The sequence below is a fragment of the Mucilaginibacter gotjawali genome (assembly GCF_002355435.1).
GTDB classification, from domain to species: domain Bacteria; phylum Bacteroidota; class Bacteroidia; order Sphingobacteriales; family Sphingobacteriaceae; genus Mucilaginibacter; species Mucilaginibacter gotjawali.
Window position 1 is genome coordinate 5,468,946 of the sequence record NZ_AP017313.1, and the last position, 14,455, is coordinate 5,483,400.

General features: G+C 41.8%; 19 protein-coding genes and 1 pseudogene. 9 read left to right on the plus strand and 11 right to left on the minus strand.

The genetic code is table 11. From position 1 onward, the window contains the following. Positions 1 to 20 precede the first annotated feature (20 nt). The 4 genes from rpmG to MgSA37_RS29815 all read right to left on the minus strand — a co-directional run bounded on the left by rpmG (position 21) and on the right by MgSA37_RS29815 (position 1,220). Entirely contained in the window at positions 21 to 203 is a 183-nt protein-coding gene (rpmG, locus tag MgSA37_RS24165) for a 50S ribosomal protein L33 (protein ID WP_067063463.1), read from the minus strand. 95 nt (positions 204 to 298) lie between these two features. Further along, positions 299 to 532 carry a 50S ribosomal protein L28 gene (gene rpmB / locus MgSA37_RS24170; RefSeq protein ID WP_096355826.1) on the minus strand — a complete coding sequence of 78 codons (234 nt, stop codon included), beginning with the start codon at positions 530 to 532 and terminating at the stop codon, positions 299 to 301. 285 nt (positions 533 to 817) lie between these two features. Continuing rightward, on the minus strand, positions 818 to 979 hold the full coding sequence (locus tag MgSA37_RS28415) for a hypothetical protein (RefSeq protein WP_157750712.1): 162 nt from the start codon (positions 977 to 979) through the stop codon (positions 818 to 820). A 34-nt stretch (positions 980 to 1,013) separates the two neighbouring features. Then, positions 1,014 to 1,220 (minus strand): DUF6934 family protein, encoded by a 207-nt coding sequence (locus MgSA37_RS29815; protein WP_375782357.1) that lies wholly within the window; start codon positions 1,218 to 1,220, stop codon positions 1,014 to 1,016. Between MgSA37_RS29815 and MgSA37_RS24180 the strand changes: the two genes are divergently transcribed. Then, positions 1,200 to 1,379, plus strand: a complete 180-nt coding sequence (locus MgSA37_RS24180) for a hypothetical protein (protein ID WP_157750714.1) — start codon at positions 1,200 to 1,202, stop codon at positions 1,377 to 1,379. The genes MgSA37_RS29815 and MgSA37_RS24180 overlap by 21 nt on opposite strands. Positions 1,380 to 1,428: 49 nt before the next feature. On the opposite strand, the gene MgSA37_RS24185 is transcribed toward MgSA37_RS24180, so the two are convergent. Continuing rightward, on the minus strand, positions 1,429 to 1,851 hold the full coding sequence (locus MgSA37_RS24185; protein ID WP_096355830.1) for a hypothetical protein: 423 nt from the start codon (positions 1,849 to 1,851) through the stop codon (positions 1,429 to 1,431). A 377-nt stretch (positions 1,852 to 2,228) separates the two neighbouring features. Here MgSA37_RS24185 and acs point away from each other — a divergent pair, with 377 nt between their 5' ends. The 4 genes and pseudogenes from acs to MgSA37_RS24205 all read left to right on the plus strand — a co-directional run bounded on the left by acs (position 2,229) and on the right by MgSA37_RS24205 (position 4,924). Next, positions 2,229 to 4,142: an acetate--CoA ligase gene (acs, locus tag MgSA37_RS24190; protein WP_096357721.1), complete on the plus strand. Its 1,914-nt coding sequence runs from the start codon at positions 2,229 to 2,231 to the stop codon at positions 4,140 to 4,142. A gap of 64 nt (positions 4,143 to 4,206) precedes the next feature. Beyond that, a complete protein-coding gene (locus MgSA37_RS24195; RefSeq protein WP_096355832.1) occupies positions 4,207 to 4,419 on the plus strand; it encodes a hypothetical protein in 213 nt (70 codons plus the stop codon). A gap of 71 nt (positions 4,420 to 4,490) precedes the next feature. After that, positions 4,491 to 4,667: pseudogene (locus MgSA37_RS24200) on the plus strand (Txe/YoeB family addiction module toxin). Positions 4,668 to 4,738: 71 nt separating this feature from the next. Continuing rightward, positions 4,739 to 4,924 (plus strand): CsbD family protein, encoded by a 186-nt coding sequence (locus tag MgSA37_RS24205; RefSeq protein WP_096355834.1) that lies wholly within the window; start codon positions 4,739 to 4,741, stop codon positions 4,922 to 4,924. Between the two features lie 33 nt (positions 4,925 to 4,957). Here MgSA37_RS24205 and MgSA37_RS24210 read toward each other — a convergent pair whose 3' ends face one another. Beyond that, positions 4,958 to 5,509 carry a Uma2 family endonuclease gene (locus MgSA37_RS24210; protein ID WP_096355836.1) on the minus strand — a complete coding sequence of 184 codons (552 nt, stop codon included), beginning with the start codon at positions 5,507 to 5,509 and terminating at the stop codon, positions 4,958 to 4,960. Between the two features lie 28 nt (positions 5,510 to 5,537). On the opposite strand from MgSA37_RS24210, the gene surE reads away from it, so the two are divergent. From surE to lpxB, 3 genes are read left to right on the plus strand one after another with little or no spacing between them, the layout of a single operon-like run. Continuing rightward, positions 5,538 to 6,311 (plus strand): 5'/3'-nucleotidase SurE, encoded by a 774-nt coding sequence (gene surE, locus MgSA37_RS24215; RefSeq protein WP_096355838.1) that lies wholly within the window; start codon positions 5,538 to 5,540, stop codon positions 6,309 to 6,311. After that, positions 6,308 to 6,592 (plus strand): hypothetical protein, encoded by a 285-nt coding sequence (locus tag MgSA37_RS24220; RefSeq protein WP_096355840.1) that lies wholly within the window; start codon positions 6,308 to 6,310, stop codon positions 6,590 to 6,592. Before surE ends, MgSA37_RS24220 begins: the two co-directional genes overlap by 4 nt. Continuing rightward, positions 6,589 to 7,740: a lipid-A-disaccharide synthase gene (gene lpxB / locus MgSA37_RS24225; RefSeq protein WP_096355842.1), complete on the plus strand. Its 1,152-nt coding sequence runs from the start codon at positions 6,589 to 6,591 to the stop codon at positions 7,738 to 7,740. Before MgSA37_RS24220 ends, lpxB begins: the two co-directional genes overlap by 4 nt. A gap of 33 nt (positions 7,741 to 7,773) precedes the next feature. On the opposite strand, the gene MgSA37_RS28420 is transcribed toward lpxB, so the two are convergent. From MgSA37_RS28420 to MgSA37_RS24245, 5 genes are all read right to left on the minus strand, one after another. After that, on the minus strand, positions 7,774 to 7,917 hold the full coding sequence (locus MgSA37_RS28420) for a hypothetical protein (protein WP_157750716.1): 144 nt from the start codon (positions 7,915 to 7,917) through the stop codon (positions 7,774 to 7,776). Positions 7,918 to 7,950: 33 nt separating this feature from the next. Continuing rightward, positions 7,951 to 8,130, minus strand: a complete 180-nt coding sequence (locus tag MgSA37_RS24230; protein WP_096355844.1) for a hypothetical protein — start codon at positions 8,128 to 8,130, stop codon at positions 7,951 to 7,953. Positions 8,131 to 8,342: 212 nt separating this feature from the next. After that, a complete protein-coding gene (locus MgSA37_RS24235; protein WP_096357723.1) occupies positions 8,343 to 9,470 on the minus strand; it encodes an MFS transporter in 1,128 nt (375 codons plus the stop codon). A 791-nt stretch (positions 9,471 to 10,261) separates the two neighbouring features. Further along, the gene (locus MgSA37_RS24240; RefSeq protein WP_096353619.1) at positions 10,262 to 11,245 is read right to left on the minus strand and encodes an ISAon1 family transposase; all 984 of its coding nucleotides are present in this window, start codon (positions 11,243 to 11,245) and stop codon (positions 10,262 to 10,264) included. Continuing rightward, positions 11,238 to 11,594, minus strand: coding sequence for an ISAon1 family transposase N-terminal region protein (locus MgSA37_RS24245; protein ID WP_197705996.1), 357 nt, complete (start codon positions 11,592 to 11,594; stop codon positions 11,238 to 11,240). Before MgSA37_RS24245 ends, MgSA37_RS24240 begins: the two co-directional genes overlap by 8 nt. Before the next feature lie 239 nt (positions 11,595 to 11,833). Between MgSA37_RS24245 and MgSA37_RS24250 the strand changes: the two genes are divergently transcribed. After that, positions 11,834 to 14,320, plus strand: coding sequence for an alpha-L-rhamnosidase-related protein (locus tag MgSA37_RS24250; protein WP_096355846.1), 2,487 nt, complete (start codon positions 11,834 to 11,836; stop codon positions 14,318 to 14,320). Positions 14,321 to 14,455: the final 135 nt, after the last annotated feature.

Consider the following 14,455-nt stretch of genomic DNA (forward strand, 5'->3'; position numbering starts at 1 on the left):
ATTCAACTTAATCAACCAAATTATTTAATTTCCTTATGAACTGTTACTTTACGCAAAACCGGGTTGAATTTTTTCATTTCAAGCCTTTCGGTTGTGTTTTTCTTGTTCTTGGTGGTAATATAGCGGGACATACCAGGCATGCCGCTTGTTTTATGCTCGGTGCATTCTAAAATTACCTGAACCCTGTTGCCTTTCTTAGCCATCTTTTTATTTATTGAATTAGTGATTTATTGAATTAGTGATTTGGGGCGTGGTTAAAATCTTAACTACTCACCATTCACCGCTCACAACTCACCTACTAAATATACCCTTTTTTTACAAATTTATTGATACAGGCAGTGATCCCATTTTTGCTGATGGTTTTTACTGCTGATGTGGAAACCTTTAAGGTAATCCATTTATCTTCCTCAGGAATATAAAACTTCTTAAGTTTCAGGTTCGGATGGAATCTTCTTTTGGTCTTAACGTTTGAGTTAGAAACGTTATTTCCTACTAAAGATGCTTTTCCTGTTAAATCACAAATTCTTGACATGACAAATCTTTTTTAGCTCCTTTTCTCAAAAGAGTTTGCAAATATCAGGATTTTAAGTTGAATAGGCAATAGTGATTTGAAAAATATTTTTAAAAAAGTCCGGAAGTTGGAAAAGTCCGGAAGTCCGGGAGAAACTACAGGTCACGTTTTTTGGAAAAACAGCCTTATTTATACAGAAATTGGATATGGTTCCAGATCTGGCTGACCGAAAATATACCGATCAGCTTAATTATTGTATACCGTGATTTGTTGTAAATTTTAAGAGTTCGCTATAATTGAACAATGTCATTTTTTCAAATGCTCTGGTAAGGGATGTTTACGCAAAAACGCAGCAGCCTTTTCTTCTTTTTTTATGAAAAAAGGTTCATCCGCATAACTCCTGACTTTATCGGTTACGATAATATTATATTCCTTTTCTTTAATGGATGCTTTCTTGACTGTGGACATAATAACCCCTTTCCTTTATCTCAAATATACCTCATTATTTTCTTTTCACCAAAAATGCTTCATAATTTACGTTGATCCTGAAATCCTGCCAGGAGTCGTCCTTATAACCCCAGACATCAAAATCCAGGCTGATTGCTTCCCATAATCGAGCAATTCCCATTTGATAAAGCCTTGTTCTGGCAGCAGTGCTGCTTTCAGCATAAATAAAATGATTGCCATAATGATCACAAAATGCATTAATAGTGTTAGCAACGGTGAAAGCTTAAGCTCAATCGGTGTGATCGTTGACCCATTGGATGAAGATGCGGTTACCTTTTACAAAAAATTCGGATTTATCCTGCCGCCCTACTGCGGGAAGATGTTACTGCCAATAGCGGATGTGGCGTTATTGGGGTTGTGATTTGCAGCTTGTTTTGGCATTGGCCAGGGCATTTAAATATTCAAACTAACTACCTGGCATACTTGGCATTGATAAGCCCCTTTATGAATGCCATTAACGGAATATTGGATAATAGCACACCGTCCTTGTAAAAATGACCAAACTGGTCAAAGCAATATTCAGTTTGCTTTTCCTTATAATTCAGGGTGATAACACCCCTGACATCGATGTTTTTGTACAGTTTTTCCTTCGTGAAGTATTTAAGCAGGCTATTTATTTCAAAAACAGCGTCAAAATTATCCAATGATTTAGTTTGCTTTGTACTTTTGAAAGTATCCTTAAATTGATCACAGCCAACATCTACAATTGTTTCCGTATTAAAATCCTCCCATTCAATTTTAACTGAAATCAGCTTTTTTGTTTGAGAGAAAGCTTTGCCGGTTATTAACGACAAGACTAATGGGAAGATGAAAAATAAGGTTTTGGCTTTCATTTATTCGATATGAAACATTATATCGAATATAGCGTCTTTTTTTTACAATCTGGAATATTGCCCAGAAAAACACAAAAAACCACTCACAAAATATTGTCAGCACTCAAATTGCTAATTATCAATATTTTATATCTTTGCTGCAGGGTGTTGTACGTGTTGCGCAAGGCAACAAATTTCTACTCCAACCCCTGATATTCCATAGGCTGAAAAGGCAATCGTCTATGAACTTTTGCCTATAGTAATTACACTGGATTATTTTTAGACGGGTATCCGGAGAAAAGCAACCGGTGGACTTTTTAAATTATTTTAAAAAGTATTGTTTTATTGCCCTGTTAATACAAAAATTACTAATTTACGCCCACCAATTATTGTATAAAATGAAGACCCCGTTAAAAGTTACCTCCTTTGAAGAATACCAGGACGTTTACCGCAAAAGCGTAGAGCAACCCGAAGAATTTTGGGCAGAGATCGCTGAAAATTTTTTGTGGCGAAAAAAATGGGATAAAGTACTGGAGTGGAACTTTAAAGACCCCAGCATTAAATGGTTCCGCGGTGCGAAGCTGAACATTACCGAAAACTGCCTCGACCGTAACCTGAATGCCCTGGGCGATAAACCGGCCATCGTATGGGAATCAAATGATCCTCACGAAGATCACCGCATTTTAACCTACCGCCAGCTTTATGATAAAGTTTGCCAGTTTGCCAACGTGCTAAAAAATAACGGCGCCAAAAAAGGCGACCGGATCTGTATTTATATGCCGATGGTGCCCGAACTGGCCATTGCGGTTTTAGCCTGCGCCCGTATCGGTGCGGTGCACTCCGTAGTATTTGGCGGTTTTTCATCGCAGTCCATTGCTGACAGGATAAAAGATGCAGAATGTAATATCGTGATCACCAGCGACGGCGGCTACCGCGGCACCAAGGAAATCCCCCTTAAAAATATTATAGACGACGCATTGGTACAATGCCCGTCGATCAAACGCTGCATCGTACTTACCCGCAGCCGCACCCCGGTATCCATGATCAAAGGCCGCGATGTTTGGTGGGAAGACGAAGTTAAAAAGGTAGAAACACAGGGAAACCCTGATTGCCCGGCCGAAGAAATGGATGCCGAAGATATGCTGTTCATCCTGTACACTTCCGGTTCAACCGGCAAGCCAAAGGGAGTGGTGCATACCTGCGGCGGCTATATGGTTTACACCGGCTATACTTTTGCCAACGCGTTCCAGTACAACCAGGGCGAGGTTTATTTTTGTACCGCCGACATTGGCTGGATCACCGGGCACTCTTACATTGCCTACGGTCCGCTTACACAGGGTGCAACCGTGGTAATGTTTGAAGGTATCCCATCATGGCCTACCCCCGGTCGTTTCTGGGATATTGTAGAAAAATTCAAAGTAAACATATTATATACTGCGCCAACCGCCATCCGCTCGCTGATGAGTTTTGGGGATGAGGTATTAAAAGGAAAAGATTTTAGTTCGATCAAAAAACTGGGGTCCGTTGGCGAACCCATCAACGAAGAAGCGTGGCACTGGTTTGATGAAAAGATAGGCCTGGGCCATTGCCCGATCGTTGATACCTGGTGGCAAACTGAAACCGGCGGATTTATGATCTCGCCGATTGCCGGGATCACCAAAACCAAACCTGGCTACGCCACCCTGCCGCTGCCGGGTATACAACCTGTTTTGGTTGATGAAAACGGAAAAATTATTGAAGGCAATGAGGTAAGCGGCAACCTGTGTATCCGTTTCCCATGGCCTGGCATGCTGCGCACCACTTATGGCGATCATGAACGCTGCCGCACTACTTATTTTGCAACGTACCCCGACCTGTATTTTACAGGCGACGGCTGCCTTCGTGATGCCGATGGCTATTACCGCATTACCGGCCGCGTGGACGACGTGCTGAATGTTTCCGGTCACCGGATTGGTACGGCCGAAGTGGAGAACGCCATCAACATGCATAGCAGCGTAGTGGAATCTGCCGTAGTAGGTTACCCGCATGATATCAAAGGCCAGGGCGTTTACGCTTTTGTGGTTTGCCCCAATAAACATGGAGACGATGAACTGGCCCGTAAAGATATTATGATGACGGTTACCCGCATCATCGGCGCTATTGCCAGGCCGGATAAGATCCAGTTTGTATCAGGCTTACCAAAAACACGTTCGGGCAAGATCATGCGCCGCATCCTGCGCAAAATTGCCGAAGGAGATACCAGCAATTTAGGGGATACCTCTACCTTGCTTGATCCGGCTGTGGTGGAGGAGATAAAGGAAGGGGCGTTGTAAGGAAGATTTTAAATAACGGAGTGAAATCCTTAAATTCGAAAATAGGAAATCAACATTATTCAAAATGTCTATATTAACCATCCACCCGAAAGACGAAGCCCAGGAAACGGCATTAAAAACAATTCTTGATGGTTTTGCTGTCCGTTACGAGATAGAACCTGATGAGACCGAGTACCTGATGTCAAGCAAAGCAAATGAAATTGCACTGGACAAAAGTATAAAGCAGGCTGAAGAGGGCGATGTAGTAAAAATAGCCCTCGATGATTTATGGAAATAACTTTTACCAGAGAAGCCAGAGAACACTTGGAATACTGGAAGAAAAGCGGGAACATATAGATAAAAGAGAAAATAACAAGCCTGCTGAATGAAATTCAAGTCACGCCGTTTGAAGGTACAGGCAAACCAGAAGCTCTGAAATATAAATAGAGCGGATATTGGTCACGGCGGATAACGAATGAACATCGAATGGTTTACAAAGTTGAAAATGAAACTATAACGATTGTTCAATTGCGTTTTCATTATTAATAAATCGAAGATTATTTTAAACAAATGATGTTTAGAGGTGTTTTATGTTTACATCTTAAATAAAAAACATCATGGATAAGTTAGAATTAAAGGGCGGCTGGAACCAGGTAAAAGGGAAAATAAAACAGGCATATGGCGATCTCACCGATGATGACCTGATCCACGAAGAAGGGAAAGACGATGAAACACTCGGGAAACTCCAGGCCAAAACGGGCAAATCCCGCGATGAGTTGGTCAAATGGATAAACAGCTTATAATATTTGAAAGGCTCCGGTAAAACGGGGCTTTTTTTATTTGAAAATATAACTTAAATCAAAGCTAAATCCGGGAATGACTAATGAATGAAGCATTTCGTTCTGCTGGGCCTTTTGGTGTAAATAATAAATGCCATCCTTTAATGCATATAAGCTGGCATTTTTTGCAATGGGATCAAAAATGATATATTCTTTGACACCATATTTTTCATACACTTCTTTTTTCTGGATAAGGTCATAATAGGCATTTGAAGGGGATAATATCTCAATGGCCATATCCGGAGCCCCTTCAACACGGTTCTTTATAATTTCACCCACGCGTTCCTCAGATACATACAAAAAGTCCGGTTGAAATATATTATTTTCATCAAACACCACATCCATCGATCCGGCGGTATAAGCCTCTTTTTGTTGGCTCTCTAAAAAAATGAGCATTATTTTAGAAAGTCGGGCAACAATGGCCTGGTGAAAAGGGTTTGGTGAGGGTGACATAATGAGTTCATTATTGATCAATTGAAAAGGGGCACCTTCTTCCAGTTGCATATAATCATCAGCGGTGTATTTCTTTTTTCTTTCACCCTTAAGCATAAATCAAATATGACTAATTTTGCGTCAAATGACAAAAATACATCCAACCATATTGGTGGTGAACGACGACGGCATTACCGCCCCCGGCATTAAATGCCTGATGGAGGCCATGCAGGAACTGGGCCGCGTAGTGGTAGTTGCGCCGGATAGCCCGCAGTCGGGTATGGGGCATGCCATTACCGTCGGCAAGCCATTGCGTTTTGATAAGGTAGATATTTACGAAGGGATTGAAATGTACAGTTGCTCGGGCACCCCGGTTGACTGTGTAAAACTCGCTGTTAATAAAGTATTCAAGGGCCGTAAACCCGACCTTTGCGTTTCGGGCATCAATCACGGTTTAAATAACTCTATCAATGTTCTCTATTCCGGCACCATGTCGGCGGCAGTGGAGGGGGCTATTGAAAGCATCCCTTCCATTGGTTTTTCTTTGGACGACTACACGCTGCAGGCTGATTTCTCGCATTCCATCAAATATGTTAAGGAGATCGCGGCACAGGTTTTAAAAAACGGCTTGCCCGCAGGAACATTGCTGAATGTAAACTTCCCGGCTACCCCTCATATTAAAGGCATCAAGATATCACGCCAGGCAAACGCCAAATGGGCCGAAGAGTTTGACGAGCGCATGGATCCGCATAAGCGCCCTTATTACTGGCTTACCGGTGTTTTCCAGTTAAACGACGGCGGCGAGGATACTGATGTTTGGGCGTTGGAAAATGGTTATGTATCTGTCGTACCCGTTCAGTTTGATATGACGGCGCACCATGCCATACCTTTACTGCACAGCTGGACTTTTAATGTATGATGGAAGAAAACAATATGTTCAGCAAAAATAGTTACCTGGCCGGCGCCCTGATAGCCCTGGTATTTCCGGCAATATCTTTAGTGGCAGCCTACCTGTTAAAAGATAGCATGTTGCTCTTTAATAAACCTGCACTGCCCTACCTGGTAGCCATAGTTTTAAACCTCATCATTATGCGTCTTTTGTCAAAAAAAGAAACGGTGAAAACTGTTAAAGGCATCATGATCGTTACTTTTATATTTATAATCGTCCTTTTTATCTTAAAACAGCACCTTTTTAGATGAAATATTACCTGGTAGCCGGCGAGGCCTCGGGCGACTTACACGGCGCCAATTTAATGAAGGCCCTGAAAGCGCAGGACCAACAGGCGGAGTTCCGCTTTTTTGGCGGCGACCTGATGCAGGCCGAGGGCGGCACCATTGTAAAAAACTACGCCGATATGGCCTTCATGGGCTTTATTGAGGTAGCTTTAAATCTACGTGAGATCTTTAAAAATATAAAAACCTGCAAGGATGATATTATATCCTGGCAACCGGATGTATTGGTACTGATAGATTTTCCGGGCTTTAATTTAAGGATTGCTGAATTTGCCAAAAAGAACGGCATTTTGGTTTGCTTCTACATTTCGCCAAAGGTTTGGGCATGGAACCAGAAACGGGTTCTTAAAATAAAGCGCGTTATCGACCACCTGTTTTGTATCCTGCCTTTTGAGGTCGATTTTTATAAAAAATGGGGCATGGAAGTAGATTATGTAGGCAACCCGCTGCTGGATGCCATCGATGCCTTTAAACCCTCAACGGTTTTCGCAAAAGAATACAACCCGGCGGGCAAAAAAATCATTGCCCTGCTTCCCGGCAGCCGCCGGCAGGAGATCAGCCGGTTATTGCCTGAAATGCTGGGGGTAACGGAGCAGTTCCCCGATCACCAGTTTATTATTGCCGGGGCGCCGTCGTTTAAAAAAGAATATTACGACCAGTTTACCCACCAAAAAAACATTCCGGTCGTTTTTAACGCCACTTACGACCTGTTAAATAATGCCGATGCAGCGATTGTCGCATCGGGTACCGCTGTGCTGGAAACCGCTTTATTTCATGTTCCTGAAATGCTGGTTTACCGGGGGCACCCTATTTCTATCGGTATTGCCCGGGCGGTAGTGAAAATACGGTATATCGGGCTCGTTAACCTGATTATGGATAGCGATGTGATCAAAGAATTCATACAAGAGGATTGTAATGCACAAACCATCAAAGCCGAGCTTGATAAGCTGCTGAATAATAAAGCTTACCGCCAAAAAATGATGGACAACTATAACCTGCTGGATGAAAAAATGGGGCAACCCGGCGCATCATCCCGAACCGCGGGCCTAATCATCAAATATGCCTCAAAAAATAGCGCCCTGCAATTTGCAAAGCGCTATCGTTTTGATAGATGATGTAAAATATATGTAGTTAACGGTATATGATGATCAGGCCGCCGATAAATTTGAATTTACCATTGCCTGTTGTTTGCTTAGTAAAAATGATTTCAGATCATTTGTCAACAAATTCTTCAGTTCGTTATCAAAACGAATTAATAATTTTTTTGCTGATGGTTTTTTAATCGTTTTCATAGGCTTGTAATTTAATTTTGGTGTTCTGTTAAATTAGTTTCTATTATCAGTTTTAGTTTCTTCTGTTGTCAAATTATCTTTCCTGCGTTTGGCCTCCTTATACTGACGCAACAATTGCTCCTTGTCCCTTTCATCGGTAGTCATGGCAGGGTTCACAGGGTTTTCCCATTCTTTCTCTTCACTATCGCGATGTTTTTTATCTTCAGGGGCCATAATTTATCGTATTTGAAATGATTTATTCCAATTCAGTGCCAAAAAACAGGACAAACAACAAACAAACTGAAAAAAATTACCCATACGGCTTTTTTCTGTAAAAAAACGCGCTTTCTATAAAGCAATAGCCCCCGGCCGCCCGGTTATTACGCAACTATGGTGTACAAAATTTTAGTACACCTGTTGTGTACAATAGTCACTCCATAGGTGGCTCAGGCTGTTTTTGGTTGATTAATGAAATGGATAAGCAGTGTAATTAAAGAAAGAATGGCCCCAATGGCGCATACACCGTTCCACTGATAATTTTTCCAAAGCTGGGTAGCTAAAAAGGTACCTGCAGAACCTCCCAGGAAATAGGTAACCATATAAATAGTATTGATCCGGTTGCGCGCTTCGGGCCTTAAAGCAAAAATGATGGATTGGTTGGAAATGTGGGTAGCCTGCACGCCCATATCCATCACGATAACTCCAATGATCAACCCAACAATACTGTGTGCAGAGAAATAAAATATAATAAAGGAAACGATGATGAGCAGGATGGTAAAGCCCGACAATTTGTAAGCATTCATTTTGTCGCTCAGCCGCCCCATTAATCCCGCAGCGACAGCCCCGGCAGCGCCAACCAGGCCAAATTCACCGGCAACACCGCTGCCCATATTGAAGTTAGCCTTCAGTAAAAAGACAATGGTTGACCAAAAAGCGCTGAAACAGGCAAAGCATAAAGCACCGCGCAAAGCTGCAATTCTCAACTGCGGTTCGTCCCTCACCAGTTCAACCAGCGAACTCATTAACTTTCCGTAGCCGTCTTTATGCCCGGGCTCCACTTCGGGTAAAAACAAACCGATCATCAGCCACATCACCAGCATAATGCCGGCCGCTACATAAAATACCGCCCGCCATCCAAAATGGTCGCTTATTACCCCGCTGAACGTTCGGGATAGCAGTATGCCTATTAACAGGCCTGCCATAATAGTGCCTATCTTTTTGCCTCGTTCCTCCGGTTTGGCCAGGTGGGCCGCCATTGGCACCAACAGCTGCGGGATCATAGATGACGCTCCTAAAAAAAAACTGGTGCAAACCAGCAGGTTAATACTCTGGGCAGTGGCCGTTAAAACGAGGGATAATACGATGAAAGCAAAGATCACCATCATCATCCGTTTACGTTTGAGCATATCGGCCAGCGGAGCCAAAAAAAACATCCCGGCAGCGTAGCCCAATTGAGTAAGCATGGATACCTGCCCGGCTTTTGCACGGGTGGTATGAAAAGTCCGGGCTATATCTTCAAGCAGGGGCTGGTTATAGTACAGGTTGGCCACAATTAAACCGGTGGCTACCGTCATTATCCATAATGTTAAAGCAGTTAGCTCAGGATTTTTTTTTACAGGGGCAGCAATTGACATGAATTTTTGCGAATCTTCCCGCAAAAATGTTAAAGCATTTTTAGAATGATGTTTGATTTAAGCAATTTTTTTGGCCTGCACTTAAATTTTTAACTTCTTTTAACAGCTTAACGAATATTAAATGGATCGTTCTGCCGTTTTTTTATCAGAAATTGCGCAGGCAAAGCGATCATGTTATTTTTTAATTGCAGTTGATAACTCTTAATTGTTTTAATAAAAGCATCACTTTTTTGAAAAAAATAGCGAAAAGTTGCATTAAATCACAATAAAAAGGCAAAAAAATGGTTAATAATTCAAAGTTTAGCGTTAAATTTTAGCTTTACTTGAGTTTTTTTATATTTTATTTGAAATAATTGAAAATAAAAATGATGAAAAATCAATAAATATTAAAATTAACAACCAAAAATTGACACAAAGCAGCATTTTTTTACCCACATTCATTTTTTTTAAAAAATTATGATATTTCTAACAAAATGTTTGTATTTTTGACAATCAAATAGGAGCAACAAGCATTTTTACAAAAATATTACAAAAAAAATTGCTCTTATTTTAAATGTTAGTGTTACATTTACACCGTAATACAAATACATAAAAAAGTCTTCTCATAATTTAGGTTTATAATTGGTTAGTAAAGGCCCCTGCCCATCAGGGGCTTTACTTGTTTTATAGGGTTTTTGTAAGCATCCGCTAATTTTAAAGGATCATGACGAAAAGTTGGGGGATAAGTACTTTTAGGCATATATTTTAGCGAGTCTAAACAGAAAGAAAGTAGTATCTCTTACGCCCCTTGAAGTAGCCCTGAAAGCTTTGACTTTTGCATTGAAGGATTCGGCAGAAGCATTTGTACTTCTGTTATCGAAGAAGTTTAAGATGGATTCATAATGCTGATGAACGGATCTCGCTACCGTTTTAAAGGCATCAATACCTGCAGCCTCCACATCGTTATACCAGATTGCCAGCCTTTTAAAGGCGACCTGCTTACTTTTGCAGATCGTAAATATTTTACCCAGTCTGATAGCAAGGTTATAAGCTTTCAACAGTTCCGGATACCGTGGAAAAAGCAAATCGGCCCTTTCCTTTTGAGAAGCAGTCCATTTAGACTCATGTTTGAATAACAGATACCGGCTTCGGGCCAGTAATTGCTTTAACGTATCTCCATTGCTGAATACTTCGGGCTGAAAGGATTGTTTGTTTTTCCGGGCTTCCTCAATCGACTGGCTTTCTGCGTCAAGGGCTTCCCAGCGGTATTTTATTCTTGCTTCCTGTACAGCATCATAGGCTAATTTTTGTACATGGAAACGGTCAATTACACGGATGGCGTTATTAAAGCATCTCCTGACAGCTTTGATCATATTTGCCGCCATGTCCATTGTCACCTCTTTTACCCGGTTTCTTTTTCGGACAGGTATGCGTTCCAATACAGCTATGATCTGCTCTGCCTGTGTACCTTTCAGCATCGCTACAATAGCTTTTTTACCACCTTTAGCTTCCTTATTGGTTACAATGGTATATAGCTCACCATTGCTAAGGGCTGTTTCATCTATACTAAGCGAGGGACCGATGTTATCTTCAAACAACATCCATTCATCCGCATGGTCTTTCTGCCCCCAGCTATGGAAGTCACTCAGGAAATCTTTGTATTGCTGCTGCAACTGTTTGCCGTCAACTGTATATAAACGGCCTAATAAATGGCAGCTGATCGGGTTATTATCCAAATATACCTTTTAAAAAAGTGCCGAATTCCGTTGTCATTCGCGCCCCTTTTCTTACTAAATTCCAGTCTCTTGTAATAATCTCACCGCTTGCTTTTACTTCCCACCTCCGCCTTTTAATGCATAGCGCTACTTTATGCCCGCGGATAGGAAAGTCCTGAATGCTCACTTCAGGCAAAAAACCTTTTGATTCCAATTGCGATTTTTCGTAACCCGCTGGCGGAAGGTTCTTTTCTTCCAGGTATATATTCAATTGTCCGCTATCTGATGAACGGACATCATTAAGTTCAAAGTATTCTAAAAGCCCTTCGGGAAGAATCAGACGGACTAGCGTTTCGTATGCAGTTGACAAGTGTTATTGTTTTTTATTCTTCCTGCAAAACAAATACTTTTTAATCAATCCCCCAATTATTCTGCTTGACCCATTTTAAATCCAAAGCCATTCCCCTGATCTTCCGCAAAAATCGTCCCGGCCGATACAGATATAAATTGTGATTTAGGGTGCTGATTTATCTCAAAAGGTAATAGCTTTACCGTGTATTAAATTATTTAACAAAAATTTGTTTCTACTTTAAATAGCTACCTCTGTTTATGTATTTAAAAATTACACGCCTCGCGTTAACCTTCCTTTCGGGTTTAATTTTACCGGCCGCCGCTATGGCACAATCATCAAAAAAGGATATAACCATTAATGCGTCCGGCATACAAATGGTGCTAAATTACGACCACCAGGCCAGCATCACTTCGCTAACTGTTGGCGGGCAAACGGTCATCAGTGGCGCGGGTGGCGTTTTCACTTCGGTAACTATGGATGGTACTGTTTATTCTTCGCAACATTTAAATACATCGCCTGTACTCCTAAAAACAAAAAACACCATTAAACTCAACGGCATTCAATACGGACCGGTCACTGAAAACTGGACTTTTACTATTTCAAGTCAAAACATCAAATGGCGTATTGAAAGAAGCAATACAAAAGCATTGAAGGTAGACGAAGCTGCTTTTCCGGCTTTCAATTTCGATAACATCAATACCTGGGAAGGCGCTTACCAGGGTTATGGCGGGCTGGCCTGGTTTTACCTGTTTAATGAAAAATTGTGCACTTATGGGATCCACACACGTTCATCGGATTTCTGGAACAGCAAAAACAACACTGGGCTTAATATAACTGTTGATGCCCCGGGCAAAAATGTTTGTATGAAATACAGCCGCACCAACGGAGATAAGCTGGCCTATACCATTGGCGTTTCAGACAAAGAGATGCAATATAAAATGGACACTGGCACCAACAGGAGAAGATTTATCAGGCAACGGACAGACGTATGGGCACCTTATATCATCCCGGCAGGAAAAAGTTATCAAACCATAAAACTAAGCTATTTTAATTTTAACCAAAAATACGGCCGCGGAAAATTAAAGGGCATTGACAGCACAGCGGTGAGCGCGGTTTTAAATACTATTGCCAGGATAGGCGTTATTGACTCGCTGCATTTTGGCGGCAACAGCTGGCATACCCCTTACGGCCCGATCTGCCTGCATGAACAATATATTGGCCAGCTGGGCCTCGGCATAAATGACCCCAAGTATCTGAAAGGCTACCAAAGCTGCCTGGATTTTTACCGCGATCATGCCATTAAGCCGGACGGCCGCGTTTACCCGCGCTGGGCCTATACCAATGAAGATGCTATGCCGGGAAAATTTAATCAATATGGTTTTTACGAGGCCCAATGGGGTATTTTGATGGACTCCAACCCCGACCTGGTGACTAATGTTGCCGAACTGTATGATATGTCGGGCGATAAAACCTGGGTAAAAACGCACCAGTTATCCTGCGAAAAAGCTTTGGACTGGATCCTGAAACGCGACAGCAACCATAACGGGCTGGTAGAAATGATGACTAATGATCAAAGCGAAAAAAAGAGCAGCGACTGGATAGACATCATTTGGGCTTCCTACGAAAATGCTTTTGTGAATGCGAAACTATACCACGCATTGGTAAAATGGGCAGCTATTGAGCGGTTATTAAATAACAATACCAAAGCAGGCTATTACGAAGACTTTGCTGCCCGGCTGAAAACCAGTTTCAATAAATCGACTAAAGATGGCGGTTTTTGGGATGAAGAAAAAGGATGCTATGTGCACTGGATAGCTAAAGATAAAACGGTACACGGTACCAACATGGTTACGCCGGTAAACTTTATGGCGATTGCTTACGGCATTTGCGATGATGGTGCGCGGAGAAAGACCATCCTGGATAATATAGAAACACAGATGCAGCAGGAGAAACTCTTTTTTTGGCCCATAGCTATGACTACTTACGCCCCGGGCGAAGGAAACGGGTGGCAGTTCCCTTTCCCTAATTACGAAAACGGGGACTTGTTTCTATCATGGGGTTCCATCGGCGTAAAAGCCTATGCGGCATATAGCCCTGCACTGGCCCTTAAATATGTAAAAAATGTATTGAACCAGTATAGCAAAGACGGCCTTGCGTTTCAGCGTTATGGCAGGCTGAAACAGGATGGTTTGGGTGACGATATCCTGTCGGGCAATAGTTTGGCAATAGTGGGCCTGTACCAGGCGATATATGGCATCAACCCCGAGTATAACCGCCTTTACCTTGACCCGCATATTACGCCTGAACTGGAGGGCACCAGTTTAAATTACAGATTCAGGAACGAACGCCTTGTTGTTAACCTTGAGCATGATAAATATGCGGTTAGTAATAGCAGATTTAAAATGGTTGCCCAAACGGATTTTGGATTTTTTGCCACCAAAACCCGATTGAGCTATTTTAATGGCAACAATGCTAATGCTGCTTTACAAATTACCTCGGCAAAACCGTTAACCATTGAAATAAAAAACTGGGATGCAAGTAAAATGGAATGGCTGCAAACATCAGCCCCTTCATCATCGCCGGTAACATATACCGTCCATCAATTAAAACCCAATTCAGCTTATACTTATAGTGTAGATGGCAACTTTGTTAAAAGCATACAGAGTAACACATCGGGGGATCTGGTTATTAGCCGGAAAAGCTCCGCGGGAACTAAATTAATAACCATCTCGTCCAAAAAATAGACTCATTAACTATATTTAATTAAAATTAACTCCGTATTTGTGGAAACTATTGATAACGCCCAAAAGCTAAAACAGGCCCGAATGATCTTTTGGTTAAATCTTTTATTATCAGTGTTCGCGCTGGCTATTTTTATA